Below are 15,708 nucleotides of genomic sequence, written 5' to 3' on the forward strand. Positions count from 1 at the left end.
CGCCCGCCCGCGCCCCCGCTGCCGGCCGGCGCCCCGCTGCCGGCCGGCGCCCCGCTGCCGGCCGGCGCCCCGCTGCCGGCTGGCGCGGCGTTGCTGGCCGGCGCGGCGGCGTCGTACCCGTCATTCAGCGGGCGTCCCGCAGGCGAGTCCAGCACGGCGTTGGCTGCTGCCAACGCTTCGCGCCCGTCGTCGCTGGCGTGGTGGGCCGTGCCCAGCTCGCGCAGGGGAAGATAGCAATCGGGGGCGAGGATGAGGGCCAGCAGGCCTGCTTCCAGGCCCATGTCGCCCGCCACAAGTCGCACACCGATGAAGACGGCCACGACGGCTACGGAGATGGTGGCTATCAGCTCAAGGGCGAGGGCGGACAAGAAGGCAGTCCGCAGGGTTCCCATGGTGCGCGAGCGGTATTCCTCGGAGAGGTCCTCGAGGGCTGCGCGCTGTTCTCCCGCGCGGCCCAGCCCCACCAGCACGGGAAGTCCCTTGGCCAACTCCAGGATGTGCCCCGAGAGCTTCCGCAGCGAGGATTGGGCTTCGTGGACCCGGTCCTCGGTATGGCGGCCGATCAGGACCATGAACAGCGGGACCAGTGGCAAGGTCAGCACCACGACCACGGCACTGACCCAGTCCGCAATGAGGATCCGCGCGCCGAGGAGCAAAGGCAGAGCGGCGCAATTGACCAAGGCGGGCAGGAACTGGGTGTAATAGTTGTCCAATGCGTCAAGTCCGCGGGTGGCAAGCACAGCGAGCCCGCCGTCGTTCACTTCGCCGACTCGTCCCGCAGCACCAGGGCCGAGGGCGCGTCCCAGCAGCCTGGACCTCAGCTCTTCCTTGACCCCGAGGGCCGCGCGGCGCGCCGCGACTCCCTGGCCCCAGACCGTCAGGGAGCGCAGGACCGCTCCGGCGGCACCCCACAGGAGTCCTTCGCGCCACCCCATGCCGCCCGCCGCAAGTCCGGACAGCATCCCCGCGATGGCCTGCGCAATCAGGACCAGGGACAAAGCCTTGAGTGCGGACAGCAGGCCAAGGAAGTACAAGGCGGATCGGGTGGCGGGTCCTGCGGGCAGCTGGGGCTTCATCCGTTACTCGCCGGCGTCGTGGGGTGCGTGTTTGGCAGCTGGTCCGCCCGACGCCGCATGGCCCACCAGGACCTTGGCCGCGATGGCCGGGAGGAAACCATGTGCTGCGGGAATATGTGCGGCACTTACGCGGCGGCGGAACACCCAGTAGGTCCAGGCCTGGTAGGCGATGACGAGGGGCAAGCCGACGGCGGCCACGATGCTCATCAGCCCCAGGGTGTAGGCGGAGGACGAGGCGTTGGAAATGGTGAGGTTGAAGGCAGGGTTCAAAGTGGACGGGATGACCACGGGGAACGCCGCGCCGAAGATGGAAGCAGTGGCGCACACCAGGAACGCACCCAGGGCTCCGAACGCCTTGCCCTCAGCACCCTTGCGGGCGAGGACCCATGCCCCTGCCGCCGCCACGACTCCGAGGACCACCAGGATCCACGTCAACGGCTTGCCGCTGAGCAGCTGCACGGCCACCATCCATGCCAGCAGCGGCAGGAGGGCCAACGGGGCGAGTCGCACAAACCAGCGGCGCGCACGGTGGCGCACTTCGCCGTCGGTCTTCAGGGCCAGGAACGCCAGTGCGTGCACCAGGGCGAACGCGACGACGGCGATACCGCCCAGCACGGCATATCCGCTGAACCAGGCAAAGGGGCCGCCCTGGCGGTCGCCGTTCGAGTCGATCGGCAGCCCGGTAGTGGTCAACGCCAGCGCGGCGCCGATGCCGAACGCGGCCGTGAACGAGCCCAAGGCGATGGCCCAGTCCCAGACGGTCCGCCAGCGCGCGGTGTCCACTTTGCCCCTGTACTCGAAAGCCACCGCCCGGAGGATCAGGGCCACCAGGACAATCAGCAGCGGCAGGTAGAGCGCCGAAAACAGCGAGGCGTACCACAGCGGGAAGGCCGCGAAGGTGGCACCGGCCGCGGTCAGCAGCCACACTTCGTTCCCGTCCCACACCGGGCCGATCGTGTTCAGCAGCACCCGGCGGTCAGTGTTGTTCCGGGCGAAGAGCTTCATGAGCATTCCGACTCCGAGGTCGAAGCCCTCCAGGAAGAGGTAACCCGTCCACAGCACGGCGATGGCCACGAACCAGACGGTAGGCAACAGTTCCATTCGAAAGATCCCTCTGCTTCCTAGTAGGCGAATGCCAGGACGTCGTCGCTGTCGCCGGGCTGGCCCGGTGCACCCGGGGTCCCGCCGTCGTCGTCCTTCTTTTTCTTGTCATGCGCTTCGGCGAGCTCCGGCATCGCGGACACCACGCCTCCGCGGGCGTATTTGACCAGTAGCCGGACTTCCACCACCAGCAGGACCGCGTAGATGGAGGCCAACACCACCAGCGAGGTGATGAGCTCGGCGGCGGAGACGCCTGGTGAGACGGCGGCGGCCGTGAACATGAACACTTGGTCGATTCCGCTGGCGTCCGGATTGGGCGCGACGACGAACGGCTGCCGGCCCATTTCGGTGAAGATCCAGCCGGCGGCGTTGGCGCCGAAGGGAGCCAGGATGCCGAACACCGCCAGGCGCATGATCCAGCGGGATTGCGGGACCATGCCCTTGCGCGTGACCCATAGGGCGAGCAAAGCGGCAAGGGCAGCGATCCCGCCGAAGCCGATCATCATCCGGAAGCCCCAGTAGGTGACTTCCATGACCGGTACGTACTGGATGTCCTGGCCTGCCCGATCGCCGTAGAGGGGATTGTCCGGCAGGTGGGTGCCGTACTTGGCCTTGTATTCGTCCAGGAGGCTGTTGACGCCCTTCACTTCCGTGGTGAAATCGCCCTTGGCCAGGAAGGAAAGGATGCCGGGGACCTCGATCACGGCCACGATGTCGTTGCAGTTCTTGGACCCGAGGTTGCCGATGCTCAGCACGGAGAAGCCGGTTCCGTCGTGGCAGGCGGCCTCGGCCGCGGCCATCTTCATGGGCTGTTGTTCAAACATCAGTTTGCCTTGCAGATCGCCGGTGATGGCGGTTCCGGCGAAGGAGATCATGGCGACGACGGCGCCGATCCGCAGGGAGGTGATCCACACCTTGTAGTCGGCCTTGTCGCGTCCGGGAATGTCGGCCTCGCCCGCGACGGCCCGGCCATCCGCTCCGACGGTGTCGATACCGTCGTGCCGGCGGCGCCAGAGGTGGTACCAGGCGATGCCCAGAAGGAACGCGCCGGCAACCGCCAGCGCGCCGAAGAGCGTGTGGGGTACGGCCACCATGGCGGTGTTGTTGGTGAAGACTGCCCAGGCGTCGGTCATGACGGGACGCCCGTTGACCATCGTGACGCCGACGGGGTGCTGCATCCAGGAGTTGGCCACGATGATGAAGTACGCCGAGAAGACCGAACCGATCACGGCGATCCAGAGGCACGCGAGGTGGACGCCACGCTTGAGTTGCTTCCAGCCGAAGATCCAGAGTCCCAGGAAGGTCGATTCCACGAAGAAGGCCAGCAGCGCCTCCAGGGCCAGGGGCGCACCGAACACGTCACCGACGAATCGGCTGTATTCGCTCCAGGCCATGCCGAATTGGAATTCCTGCACGATGCCCGTGGCCACGCCCATGATGAAGTTGATGAGGAAGAGCTTGCCCCAGAACTTGGTCATCCGCAGGTATTCAACCTTGCCCGTGCGATACCAAAGAGTCTGGATGACTGCCACGACAAGCCCCAGCCCGATGGTCAACGGCACCATCATGAAGTGGTAGACCGTGGTGATTCCGAATTGCCAGCGTGCGATTTCCAAGGCGTCCATGGCTGTCCTTATTGTCCCGCCGCCCGCTTGCGGCGTCCATTTTCTACGTTGCGTAGAAACAACTACTTCTACACAGTGTAGAACACTCCCTTGCGATGTGCTCACCACTCTTCCAGTGGCGTCACAGTGCCGCAAGGACACGACGCGCCGCATGTTCTACCTCACGTAGAATCGTCGCCTAAAAAGCGGTAGATTGAGGGTGGAATGTTGGATCATCGCACTTCCCCCGGCCCATACGACGGGCGGCAAGTGCGGAAAGTAGGGATGCATTGATGGCAAGTCTTGGCGAACTGGAACGGGCGGTCATGGATCTCCTTTGGGCGGGCCAGGAGGCTGCGACAGCCAACAAACTTCGTGATCTGCTGGCGCAGGATTCTGCCGCCACGGATGGCATTGCAGGACACCAAGGCAAGGACCTCGCAGTCACCACAGTGCTGACGGTCTTGTCCCGCCTTGAGAAGAAGGGCCTCGTGGAGCGCGAACGCGGCACCCGCCCGCACCGCTACCAGGCTGTTTCGAGCCGCGCGGACCACACAGCGGACCTCATGCACGAAGCCCTCGGCTCCGCCCCGGACCGCGAAGCCGTGCTGGCCCGGTTCATCGGTTCCGTGAGCGAGAGTGAAGCTGCCACGCTGCGCAAGCTGCTCGGCAAAAACTAACCACCCATGTTCTGGACCTCATATTTTCTGGCGGTCCTTGCTTTGGTGCTGGCTTGGCCGGTTCCTGTCCTCTTGTCGCGCGCCGAATGGCCGTCGCGCGCGCCTTTCATGGCCATGGTCCTCTGGCAAGCCATCGCACTCGCCGGTGGCCTGTCCATGATCGGGGCCATGCTCGTCTACGGGCTTGAGCCTATAGGCGACAACCTCATTGCGGGCCTGCGTTCCCTGGCCGGCATGGTGCTTCACAACGAGCCCACCACGGCACTGGGCTTCTGGCACTTGTTCGCTTTGTCCGCCGCGGCACTGCTGAGCGCCCATCTCGTCTTCACCCTGCTGCTCACCTACGTCAAGATCGAACGGCAGCGGCGGAGGCACCGCGAACTCCTCGCGCTTCTGGCCTCACCGTCCGACGACGGCACCGGCACCGTAGTCATCAACCACGACTCCCCCGTTGCCTACTGCCTGCCCGGCGGCGCAAGGTCCGTGACCGTCTTGTCCGACGGCCTGATGGCTGCCCTGGAGCCTGCCGAACTCCGGGCCGTCCTCATCCACGAGAATGCCCACCTCTCGCAACGCCACGACCTTCTCTTGTGGGCCTTCGCGGCGTGGCGCCAGGCACTGCCTTGGTTCCCCACCACGCGCCTCGCCCAGGTCGCGGTCAACTCCTTGATCGAAATGCTCGCCGATGACGTGGCCCTGCGCACCGAGAGCAAGGGGACACTCATCAAAGCGATCGCGATCGTGGCCAGCGGTTCCGCCCGTCCCGTGGAGCAATTCGCGCCTCCCCGAACAAGCGGTCAGGACGCTTCCCCCGAAGACAGCACCTTGAGCGGCACGGGCGGTGCCGATTCACCCCGCACGACGGCGTCGCGCGTCAGCCGGCTGCTCTCACCCAAGCCGCCGCTTCCGGCAGCCCAGCGCGCCCTGGTTCTTGCGGCGTCGGCCATGTTGCTCGCCGTGCCGACAGGCCTGCTGATTGTGCCGGGCTTGCTCGGCTGAACGCCCTGCAGGCCTGAAGGGCTCGGTGAGCCTGCTGAACGCAGGCCAGCTGGATCAGGCGTCGATGCGTTCCCGGTCCAGGTCCGCAGCGCCGGCGATAATGAAGTCCTTGCGCGGGGCGACGTCCGATCCCATCAGCAGGTCGAAGGTGTCCTCGGCCATCTTGGCGTTCTCGATGCCCACCTTGCGGAGGGTGCGGTGGCGCGGGTCCATGGTGGTCTCGGCGAGCTGCTCGGCATCCATTTCACCGAGGCCCTTGTAGCGCTGGATCGGCTCCTTGTAGCGCTTGCCTTCCTTGGCGAGCCTGGCCAGCAGAACGTGCAGTTCGGCTTCCGAGTACGTGTAGATCATCTCGTTGGCCTTCTGGCCCGCGTTGATGACTTCCACCCGGTGCAGCGGCGGCACTGCCGCGTATACCCGGCCCTCGTCGATCATGGGACGCATGTACCGGAAGAACAAGGTGAGCAGCAGCGTACGGATGTGGGCGCCGTCGACGTCTGCATCGGTCATCAGGATCACCTTGCCGTACCGGGCGGCATCGATGTCGAAGCTCCGGCCCGAACCGGCACCCACCACCTGGATGAGCGCTGCGCACTCCGCGTTGGAGAGCATGTCACCCACCGAGGCTTTCTGCACGTTCAGGATCTTGCCACGGATCGGCAACAGAGCTTGGAAGTCTGAGGACCGCGCCAGCTTGGCGGTGCCGAGGGCAGAGTCACCTTCCACGATGAACAACTCGGAGCGCCCGACGTCGTCCGTGCGGCAGTCTGCCAGCTTGGTGGGCATCGACGAGGTTTCCAGCGCATTCTTCCGGCGCTGCGTCTCCTTGTGGACGCGTGCCGAGATGCGGGACTTCATCTCGCTGACGATTTTCTCGAGCAGCAGGGCGGACTGGGCTTTGTCGTTGCGGTTCGCCGAGTTCAGGCGCGCGGTGATCTCATCCTCGACCACCTTGGCAACGATCGCCCTGACGGCCGAAGTGCCCAGGATTTCCTTGGTCTGGCCCTCGAATTGGGGCTCCGCCAAGCGGACCGTCAGGACTGCCGTGAGGCCGGCGAGGACGTCGTCCTTCTCAATCTTGTCGTTGCCCGCTTTGAGCTTGCGTGCGTTCGTTTCGACTGCCTTGCGGAAGGTCTTCAGGAGGGCCTGTTCGAAGCCTGCCTGGTGCGTGCCGCCCTTGGGCGTGGCGATGATGTTGACGAAGCTCCGCATGGTGGTTTCGTAGCCGATCCCCCAGCGGAGCGCGATGTCCACTTCACAGTCGCGTTCCACTTCGGCGATCTTGCTGTGCCCGTTTTCGTCAAGGACCGGAACTGTTTCCTTGAACTTGCCCGCGCCATGGAGCCGCCAAATATCCGTGACGCCCGAATCCGCGGCGAGGAAGTCGACGAATTCGGAAATGCCGCCGTCGTGGTGGAAGACCTCTTGGTGCGGGCCGCTCTCGCCGGGCGTGCCGGGGAGCCGGCGCTCGTCACGGACCGTGAGCTTGAGTCCCGGAACAAGGAAAGACGTTTGGCGGGCGCGCGCCGCCAGATCCTCGTAGGCGAACTTCGCATCCGGGGTGAAGATCTGCCGGTCCGCCCAGTAGCGGATGCGGGTACCGGTGACGCCGCGCTTGGCCTTGCCGACGACGTCGAGCACCGAGTTCTCGACGAACGGTTCGAACACGGACGTTGGGCTGAGCTTCGAGCCGGTGTCCTTGAATCGTCCGGGCTCGCCCCGGCGGAAAGACATCTGGTATGTCTTGCCGCCGCGGTCCACCTGCACGTCCAGACGGGCCGAGAGCGCGTTCACCACGGACGCGCCAACGCCGTGCAGACCGCCGGACGCCGTGTAGGAACCGCCACCGAACTTTCCGCCCGCGTGAAGTTTCGTGAAGACAACTTCGACGCCGGTGAGCCCGGTCTTGGGTTCCAGGTCCACGGGGATGCCGCGGCCGTCGTCGTGGATTTCCACCGAATTGTCCGCGTGGAGGATGATCTGGATGTCGTGCCCGAAGCCCGCCAGCGCTTCGTCCACGGAGTTGTCGATGATCTCCCACAAGCAGTGCATGAGGCCGCGTGAGTCGGTGGAACCGATGTACATGCCCGGACGCTTGCGGACGGCCTCCAGGCCTTCCAAAACTGAAAGGTGCCGGGCGTTGTATTCAGAACTCGGTGCCACGGGCGGGGCGCTCCTTCGGGGGTGTAACAGAGGCAAAAAACACTCCTCCTAGGCTAGCTGCCCCGGAGCCCGGACGAGAGCTGCCACTCCCAATCGTGCTGGACGCCACTTCCCGGTGTTACGCACATGTGATACGCGGACAGCGAACGTGACCCATCCTTGCCATGGTTTTGCTTCGAATGCTGGTTATATGGATACACAGAACTACTAAGGAGGCCGAACATGACAACAGCAGTTGCAGACCGCACACTCAATGCACTCGACCGGTGCGACCGTTGCGGGGCCCAGGCATATGTCCGCGTTGTACTCGAGTCCTCCGGCGGTGAGCTGCTGTTCTGCGGCCACCACGCACGCGCAGTAGAGGCCACGCTGCGGCCGATGACCTCGGACTGGCACGACGAGACGAGTCGCCTTCAGGAGAAGGAACCCGTCCTGGCTGACTAGCCTAAATGGCTGGCCCCAACGGCCACCCGGCTGACAAAACTTCATAGAGACAACGGCCCCCTCCGGACGGAGGGGGCCGTTGCGTTAAGGGGGAGCTCCGTTAACGGGGAGCTCCCCCGCCTAGGCGAGGGAATTGCCTAGGCGGAGGGCGTTGCCTAGACGCGGCCGGCGTCCCGGCGCGGTCTTACCTGCCGGGCGCGGGCAACGTCGGCTGCGATCTCCTTGTGGCCTTGGGCGTCGAGCCCTGCCACGACCCCGTCGATGTCCGCGTCCGGCCGGTTCTGGCTCAGTTTGGCTTTCGCTTCGATGCGGGTGATCACCAGTTCTATGCCGACGATGGCACGCAACTGGCCGGAGATGTAGCGCTCCGGCGCGTCGTCCACGGACCACGGCCGCTCGGAACGGGCTTCGTTGAGCTCGGTCAGGCGCCTGACATGGTTCCCGAGCCACGCCGCATCATCGTGGACGGCAAGCTTGCCGTAGACGTGCGCCGTGGAGTAATTCCAGGTCGGGACGACGCGTCCATGTTCTTCCTTCGATGCGTACCAAGAGGGCGAGATGTAGGCGTCCGCACCCTGGATGATCACGAGCGATTCCCCGATCGCCGGCTCGGACCATTGCGGGTTGGTCCGGGCGAGATGTCCGTGGAGTGCACCGTGTTCACCGATCGCGGGATCGTAGATGAGCGGCAGGAACGTGGCAAGCAGGCCCTGCGGCGACATGGTGACCAGATTCGCCGCACTTGGCCGCGTCAGGAGGTCGTGGATCACGTCAGGACCGGCCGCGAAATGCGCTGGGATGTACATGGGTTCTATTCTTCCTATTTTGTGACGTGCGGTTATGTGACGTGCGGTTTTGGGGTTCTGTTGGGCTTCAGCGGCTTTGTTCCGCGGGCTGCGGATTGAGCCGGACCCGGACAGCGACGCCGGCGCAGACGATGACAGCCAGCCCACCGATAATCGTGGCCCAGCCCAGGGATTCGCCGAGCAGCAGCCCTGCCCAAAGAATGCTCAGCACGGGCTGGATGAGTTGTACCTGGCTGACCTTGGCCATGGGTCCAATGGCGAGGCCCCGGTACCAGGCGAAGAAGCCGAAGAACATGCTGACGACTCCGAGGTATGCAAAAGCAGCCCACTGGACCGGCGAGGCTGACGGCGGCTGCTGGGCCATGGAGAGCGCTGTCAGGCCGGCCATCAACGGCAACGCCAGGACAAGCGCCCAAGATACGGTCTGCCATGCACCTAGTTCGCGGGCGAGCAGGCCACCCTCCGCGTAACCGATCGCCGCGGCAATGACAGCACCGAGGAGCAGCACATCCGCCCAGTTGAGTTGCCCGAACCCACCGGACTGGGCAAATGCGAATGCAATGGCTGCAACGGCCCCCACGGCTGTGACCAGCCAGAAAGCGACAGGCGGATGCTCACGCCCGCGAAGCACTGCGGCGGTTGCCGTTGCTGCCGGCAGCAGGGCGATGACGACGGCACCATGACTGGCCGGCGCCGTCGTCAGCGCGAACGAGGTGAGCAACGGAAAGCCGATAACAATACCGGCGGCGACCACCGCGAGCCGCGCCCATTGCTTGCCTCGCGGAAGGCGCTGCCTGGTGAGCGAGAGGGCGAATGCAGCGAGTATCGCCGCGACGACGGCACGGCCGGAGCCGATGAACAGGGGCGACAAGCCACCAACCGCCACACGGGTGAAGGGAACGGTGAACGAGAACGCCGCTACTCCCAGGAGGCCCCACCAAAGGCCCGTGGCGGAGCTGGACGGTATCACTGGGCGAATAAGCGTAGTAGCGCTACTATTGTCTCTCATGAACAACGATAGCAGTTCCAGGATTGCGGCGCGACTGCGTGAATGGATCGCCCGGGCCGCGCCGGGATCCCGCTTGCCGTCCACACGGTCTCTCGTTACCGAGTACCAGGCCAGTCCCGTGACGGTGCAGAAAGCCTTGCAAGCGCTCACTTCGCAGGGCTTGATCGAGAGCCGGCCCGGCGTCGGGACCTTCGTACGAGCCGTCCGGACGGCCCGCCCCTCGGACTACGGCTGGCAGACTGCGGCGCTCCGAGCACCGCAGGCGCCTCCCCGCTCGGCCTCTAGCACGATGCGCAACACCTCAAATGACACCATCGCCTTCCACTCCGGATACCCTGACCGCGAACTCCTGCCGGAGCGGCTTGTGCGGGCCGCTCTCGCCCGGGCGGCCCGGGGCGATGCTGCTTTGTCCCGGCCACCCGCTGCAGGGCTTCCCGAGTTGCAGTCCTGGTTCGCGCACGAACTCGGCACCGCGACGCCGGCAGGGCTCACCCCGCCGACACCGAGCGACGTCATCGTGCTGCCGGGTAGCCAAGGCGGCCTCAGCTCCATCTTCACCGCGTTGGTCGGCCATGGGCAGCCCCTCCTGATGGAATCCCCGAGCTACTGGGGAGCCATCCTGGCCGCGACGCAAGCCGGAGTCCGCATCGTCCCGGTGCCCAGCGGAGCCGATGGGCCGGACCCGGAAGAATTGGCCAGGGCCTTTGAGGAGACGGGCGCACGGTTGTTCTACGCCCAGCCGAACTATGCCAATCCCACCGGAGCGCAATGGTCCACCCGTCGGGGTGAGGAAGTCCTGGACGTCGTCCGGGAGTACGGCGCGTTCCTCGTCGAGGACGACTGGGCCCACGACTTCGGCATCACGTCGACGCCCGTTCCCATCGCCGCACGTGACGACTCCGGCCACGTGGTCTATCTACGTTCCCTCACGAAAAGTGTTTCACCCGCCATCCGCGTTGCCGCCGTCATCGCGCGCGGCCCCGCCCGCGAACGCATCCTTGCGGACCGCGCGGCCGAGTCGATGTATGTCAGCGGATTGCTGCAGGCCGCGGCACTCGATGTCGTCACACAGCCGGCCTGGCAGACGCATCTGCGCAGCCTCCGCCATCAGCTCCAGTCACGCCGCGACCTCCTTGTCACGAGCCTGCGCGAGCACGTGCCGCAGGCGCACCTCAGCCTCATCCCCAAGGGAGGGCTGAACCTCTGGGCACGCCTGCCCGACGGCACGGACCTCGAAAAGCTGACCCGTGATTGCGAGAGCGCCGGGGTGATGATCGCGGTCGGTACCGAATGGTTCCCGGCCGAATCGGCGGGCCCGTTCATCCGTCTCAACTACGCAGGACCCAACCCCTCCGCCTTCCCGGAAGGTGCCCGCATCCTCGGCCAAGCGCTCGAACGGAACAGCCCTTAGATGCAAAAAGTGGACCCCCGGGAATTCCGGAGGTCCACTTTTTTGACGGGCTGTGCCGGTTAAGGCACGTCCCTTGCTTTAGTCAAGGTAGTCGCGCAGGACCTGCGACCGCGAGGGGTGGCGCAGCTTGGACATCGTCTTCGATTCGATCTGACGGATGCGTTCGCGGGTGACTCCATAGACCTTGCCGATTTCGTCTAAAGTCTTCGGCTGGCCGTCGGTAAGGCCGAATCGCATCGCGACGACGCCTGCTTCGCGCTCGGACAGGGTATCGAGCACCGAGTGCAACTGCTCCTGGAGGAGCGTGAAGCTCACGGCGTCTGCCGGTACAACGGCTTCGGAGTCCTCGATGAGGTCGCCGAATTCGGAATCGCCGTCTTCGCCAAGCGGGGTGTGCAGCGAGATGGGCTCGCGGCCGTACTTCTGGACTTCAACGACCTTCTCGGGAGTCATGTCCAGTTCGAGGGCCAGTTCCTCAGGCGTAGGTTCACGTCCAAGGTCCTGCAGCATCTGGCGCTGAACGCGTGCCAGCTTGTTGATGACTTCAACCATGTGCACGGGGATGCGGATGGTACGGGCCTGGTCAGCCATGGCGCGGGTGATGGCCTGGCGGATCCACCATGTGGCGTAGGTGGAGAACTTGAAGCCCTTGGTGTAGTCGAACTTCTCCACTGCACGGATCAGGCCCAGGTTGCCTTCCTGGATGAGGTCCAGGAACAGCATGCCGCGGCCGGTGTAGCGCTTGGCCAGGGAGACCACGAGGCGCAGGTTGGCTTCGAGGAGGTGGTTCTTGGCCCTCTTGCCGTCGTGGATGATGAACTCGAGCTCACGCTTGAGCTTCGGGTCCATGGAGCCGTCATCGGCGTTGATCTTCTCTTCGGCGAAGAGGCCGGCTTCAATGCGGAGCGCAAGGTCGACTTCCTGCTCCGCATTCAGCAGGGCAACCTTGCCGATCTGCTTCAGATAGTCCTTGACGGGGTCGGCCGTGGCGCCTGCAGACATGACCTGCTGGACAGGCGCGTCGTCGTCGTCGGCATCCGAGTAGACAAAGCCGGAACCGGTCGCGGCCGGCTTCTTGCCCTCTTCGCCTTCTTCGACTTCCTCAGTGAGCTCTGCTTCGTCGGGAACGACGGCGTCAAAATCCTCGACTTCTTCTTCGGAGTCCTCGTCGGCGCCGGCGGACTTGTTGGCTGCTTCGGCAGCGGCCTTGGCGCCGGGCTTGGGCCCGCGCTTCTTGGGTGCCGGCTTCTCTGCACCTGCAGTCGAAGTGTTGGCAGCACGCGTTGCCGCACGCTTCGCAGCTGGAGCCGCCTTCTTTTCTTCGGCGGACAGTTCGGCCAGGGCGGCGGGTTCCTTCTCGGCGGAAGACGGGGTCACAGAAAACCTTTCTAGCGGCGGTCTGTGGAATCACCATGGGGGCAACACCACTATGACCCTGTCAAGTCCGCTGTAACATCAAGTGCCATCGCCGACCGCAGAGTCTTTAGGTAAAACTCCCGACGGCGCCTTAATGTTCCCTGAATTCAGGGGACGTTTACGGCACTTGAAACACGGACCCAACCGGGTCTCGGCAACCATTGTCTCACGGTTTTGAGTTCCGGGGGTCGATATCCCGCTACCGCGCGGACAATTACGTACCGCACGGATTTCCCTCATTGGCACGCTCCGGAGTCACCTCCAGGCTTCGGGTCACGCCACCTCCCCGCCGAACTTCCGCCACGCGGACGACTTGCTTTTGGCCCAGCCGCACACCGTTCCGCGCCTCACCACCTCGGCAAGCAGCTCCGCGAGCCGATAGCCCTGGTGTTCACCTTCAGCATGCGAAAGGAGCTCGTCGGCGAACGAACCGCTCCCCCGGCACCACTGAATCCATCCCCGGATCGTGAGCGCAGCGGCGCGTGCCTCCCCACCGCCGTGACGGGAGAGGCTCGCCAGAACCTGGTCCAGGCTCGTCAACCGGTTCCAGTCAGGGTTCTCCGGGTAGAGCCCCAGCAGCACGTCTCCATAACGCAAGACACTGAGATCCTCCGCCTCAGTCGGCTTGCCGGCCACCGCCGGCGACGGGGAACGGAGCCCCGGCGGAATGACCAAGGCATCCTCTTCATCGCCCTCTCCATCGTCCACATGGTCAAAGAAGCCGAAGGCTTCCGCGCCGCCGCACGCGACAGCTTTCCCGGCAGCAGCCAGGACCACCACGGCGTCCCGCCAGGCGGGGACCCGCAGGCTCGCCCGGAGGAACGCCGCAGCCTCGCCGTCGAACTCCCCTCGACAGCTCGAATCGAGGACCCACGTCCACACATCCAGCATTTCTGCGAATGCCTTCCGGCTCCGCCACCGCCGGAGCAACTCCTCAAGCACGGCGGCTTCCACTCGCATAAACTCCGGATCATGGACAGGTTGGTCCCCTGGCCCCAGCAACCGGGGCGATTTCCTGACGTTGCTTCCCCTGAACACCATTTCCGCGTTGAGCCGGCTGTCCAGGATCTGGTCCACGGGACGCCCGGGAAGAGGACAGCATTCCAGGTCGGTGCAGAATGCGCTCCGCCAGTAGTCGGAGCCGATGAACCAGGCATCCCGCAGCGCCACGCCTCGGTGGGCCAGGACGGGGTCCAGGGCCTCCAGGAGCCGCAAGTGGCCGCGCATGACGCCGTCATCGTCCCAACCGTCGTCGCTGAAGATTGCCAAAAGCACGCCGTCTGCGTCAGGGTCCGCTTCCAGATACTCACCGATCCTCCGTGAGTACCCGGCAAGCACACGTTCGGATCTCTCGGGAGGAAGGTCCAAACGGAGGGTGGCACCAAGCGTCTGCCCGCGCATTGTGATCGCGACGAGGCTCTCCTTCGGCCAAAGTCCCAAGGCGTGGGGAATGAAGCCGAGGATGTCCTCGGGCCGGGAGATGGTCACACGGTTGTCTGCTGTCATGAATCCAGCATCGGCATCAAGAGCGGGCGACGGCAGGCCTCAATTGCCGTATGTGGACAAAGGTGTCCGTCAGTGCCTGTGGAGGAACACCGCGGAAGCAGGCTACGGCGTGGAGCTTCGCTGCTTTGCGAGCCGTTCGCGGCGCAAAGCCACGCGGCGCCGGCGCTGGTTCGCCAGCGACACGAGGAGCGGCGGGACGTGTACGCCCTGGGCCGCCATCTGGCGGCGTACTTTGCGGCGGGTCATGAGGATCAAGACCGTACCCACGAGCAGGAACACGAACTGCACGCTCAATGCGATGCGGAAGGACGCCAGGCCGTACAGCTCCCCGCCCGAGAAACCGCTGGTATGGAGAATGTCGAGGATGAGCCCCACCAAGTAGATCGTCAGGAGCGCCGCAACGAAGCCGCCCACGTTGACGATTCCCGTGGCGGTACCGATCCTGTGGGAAGGATTGAATGTCCGGGCAAAATCGAATCCGATCATGGACCCGGGACCACCGATGGCCAGGGCGACCACCAGCAAGCCAAGCAACCACAGGGGCGCCCTGCTCGGCAACAGCAGGACCGCAGCCCAGGCAAGGGCGGTAGCCGCCGTAATCAGGAGGACCATGGCCGAGCGCCGCATCGGGTGCCGGGCCACGAAGGTTCCAAACAAGGGCCCCACAAGAATGCTGGTGACGACGAACAGCCCCATCAGGGCTGACACGGTGGCCGGGTTCAGGCCCTGCGCCGACACCAGGAACGGGTAGCCCCAGGACATGGCGAAGACGTTACCGCTGAACTGGACAGTGAAATGGCACCAAAGTCCCAGACGCGTCCCGGGCTGCCGCCATGCACGGGCCAGGGTCACCCCTGTGGCGCGTAGCCCTTGGGCGCTCTCCCGGGGCGGGTGACCCGGCGGAACGTCCCTGAGCAAGGCGAGGACAAGGACGACCGCAAGCGCGGACAACGAGCTCAACGCGAGGAAGGCCGTATTCCAGCCGGCCGAATGAAGGACCAGGGCGAACGGCACCACACTGATGAGCTGGCCGAGCTGGCCCGACATTCCGGTCAGCTGTGTGACGAGCGGAACCCTTGCCGGCGCGAACCAGATCGGCACGAGGCGGATCACGGAGACGAAGGTCATCGCATCACCGGCGCCTACGAGAACCCGGCCGAGTACGCCCGCCGGAACAGCGTCGGCATAAGCCAACTGGAGTTGGCCGAGGCCCATGAGCACGGCACCGCTGGCAATCATGGCGCGCGAGCCGAACCGGTCAACCAAGAGTCCGACCGGTATCTGGAGGCCCGCATAAACCAGCAGCTGAAGCACAGTGAAGAAAGAAATAGCCGCCGCGCTGGCATGGAACCGTTCGGTAGCCTCCAGTCCGGATACACCAAAGGATGTGCGCTGGGCGACTGCCACGAGGTAGGCAAGCACCCCTATCGTCCAAATGAGCCAGGCGCGGGGTGCGTTCACCCTTCCATTATGCCCGGGGCTGCATTAAAGCT

13 protein-coding genes are annotated in these 15,708 nt (G+C 65.0%); 4 read left to right on the forward strand and 9 right to left on the reverse strand.

Annotated elements, in window-relative coordinates; all coding sequences use genetic code 11:
• The 3 genes from ACFVTG_RS17040 to ACFVTG_RS17050 all read right to left on the reverse strand — a co-directional run.
• On the reverse strand, positions 1–1,076 hold a 1,076-nt coding region (locus tag ACFVTG_RS17040; protein ID WP_390282113.1), incomplete at its 3' end, for an ABC transporter transmembrane domain-containing protein.
• Positions 1,077–1,079: 3 nt separating this feature from the next.
• Entirely contained in the window at positions 1,080–2,177 is a 1,098-nt protein-coding gene (cydB, locus tag ACFVTG_RS17045; protein ID WP_284752008.1) for a cytochrome d ubiquinol oxidase subunit II, read from the reverse strand.
• Between the two features lie 20 nt (positions 2,178–2,197).
• Complete coding sequence (locus ACFVTG_RS17050) at positions 2,198–3,802, reverse strand: cytochrome ubiquinol oxidase subunit I (RefSeq protein ID WP_390282114.1); 1,605 nt, start codon at positions 3,800–3,802, stop codon at positions 2,198–2,200.
• 272 nt (positions 3,803–4,074) lie between these two features.
• On the opposite strand from ACFVTG_RS17050, the gene ACFVTG_RS17055 reads away from it, so the two are divergent.
• A complete protein-coding gene (locus ACFVTG_RS17055; protein WP_078105520.1) occupies positions 4,075–4,461 on the forward strand; it encodes a BlaI/MecI/CopY family transcriptional regulator in 387 nt (128 codons plus the stop codon).
• A 6-nt stretch (positions 4,462–4,467) separates the two neighbouring features.
• A complete protein-coding gene (locus ACFVTG_RS17060) occupies positions 4,468–5,460 on the forward strand; it encodes a M56 family metallopeptidase (RefSeq protein WP_284752006.1) in 993 nt (330 codons plus the stop codon).
• Positions 5,461–5,514: 54 nt separating this feature from the next.
• Here ACFVTG_RS17060 and ACFVTG_RS17065 read toward each other — a convergent pair whose 3' ends face one another.
• Positions 5,515–7,623, reverse strand: a complete 2,109-nt coding sequence (locus ACFVTG_RS17065; protein WP_284990733.1) for a type IIA DNA topoisomerase subunit B — start codon at positions 7,621–7,623, stop codon at positions 5,515–5,517.
• Positions 7,624–7,845: 222 nt separating this feature from the next.
• Between ACFVTG_RS17065 and ACFVTG_RS17070 the strand changes: the two genes are divergently transcribed.
• Positions 7,846–8,067 carry a hypothetical protein gene (locus ACFVTG_RS17070; protein ID WP_284752004.1) on the forward strand — a complete coding sequence of 74 codons (222 nt, stop codon included), beginning with the start codon at positions 7,846–7,848 and terminating at the stop codon, positions 8,065–8,067.
• A 155-nt stretch (positions 8,068–8,222) separates the two neighbouring features.
• Here the strand turns inward: ACFVTG_RS17070 and ACFVTG_RS17075 are convergent, their stop codons facing one another.
• Both ACFVTG_RS17075 and ACFVTG_RS17080 read right to left on the reverse strand, forming a co-directional pair.
• A complete protein-coding gene (locus ACFVTG_RS17075) occupies positions 8,223–8,873 on the reverse strand; it encodes an FMN-binding negative transcriptional regulator (RefSeq protein WP_390282116.1) in 651 nt (216 codons plus the stop codon).
• A gap of 67 nt (positions 8,874–8,940) precedes the next feature.
• Complete coding sequence (locus ACFVTG_RS17080; protein ID WP_390282117.1) at positions 8,941–9,882, reverse strand: DMT family transporter; 942 nt, start codon at positions 9,880–9,882, stop codon at positions 8,941–8,943.
• Here ACFVTG_RS17080 and ACFVTG_RS17085 point away from each other — a divergent pair.
• Positions 9,881–11,293 carry a PLP-dependent aminotransferase family protein gene (locus ACFVTG_RS17085; RefSeq protein ID WP_390282119.1) on the forward strand — a complete coding sequence of 471 codons (1,413 nt, stop codon included), beginning with the start codon at positions 9,881–9,883 and terminating at the stop codon, positions 11,291–11,293. The two genes, ACFVTG_RS17080 and ACFVTG_RS17085, sit on opposite strands and share 2 nt — an antisense overlap.
• 78 nt (positions 11,294–11,371) lie before the next feature.
• Here ACFVTG_RS17085 and ACFVTG_RS17090 read toward each other — a convergent pair whose 3' ends face one another.
• The 3 genes from ACFVTG_RS17090 to ACFVTG_RS17100 form a co-directional block, all read right to left on the reverse strand.
• Complete coding sequence (locus tag ACFVTG_RS17090) at positions 11,372–12,670, reverse strand: RNA polymerase sigma factor (protein ID WP_284752000.1); 1,299 nt, start codon at positions 12,668–12,670, stop codon at positions 11,372–11,374.
• Positions 12,671–12,982: 312 nt separating this feature from the next.
• Positions 12,983–14,215: a DUF4192 domain-containing protein gene (locus ACFVTG_RS17095; protein ID WP_390282120.1), complete on the reverse strand. Its 1,233-nt coding sequence runs from the start codon at positions 14,213–14,215 to the stop codon at positions 12,983–12,985.
• 102 nt (positions 14,216–14,317) lie between these two features.
• On the reverse strand, positions 14,318–15,676 hold the full coding sequence (locus ACFVTG_RS17100; protein WP_390282122.1) for a nitrate/nitrite transporter: 1,359 nt from the start codon (positions 15,674–15,676) through the stop codon (positions 14,318–14,320).
• Between the last annotated feature and the right edge of the window lie 32 nt (positions 15,677–15,708).

The sequence above is a fragment of the Arthrobacter sp. NPDC058127 genome (assembly GCF_042884555.1).
Lineage (GTDB): Bacteria > Actinomycetota > Actinomycetes > Actinomycetales > Micrococcaceae > Arthrobacter.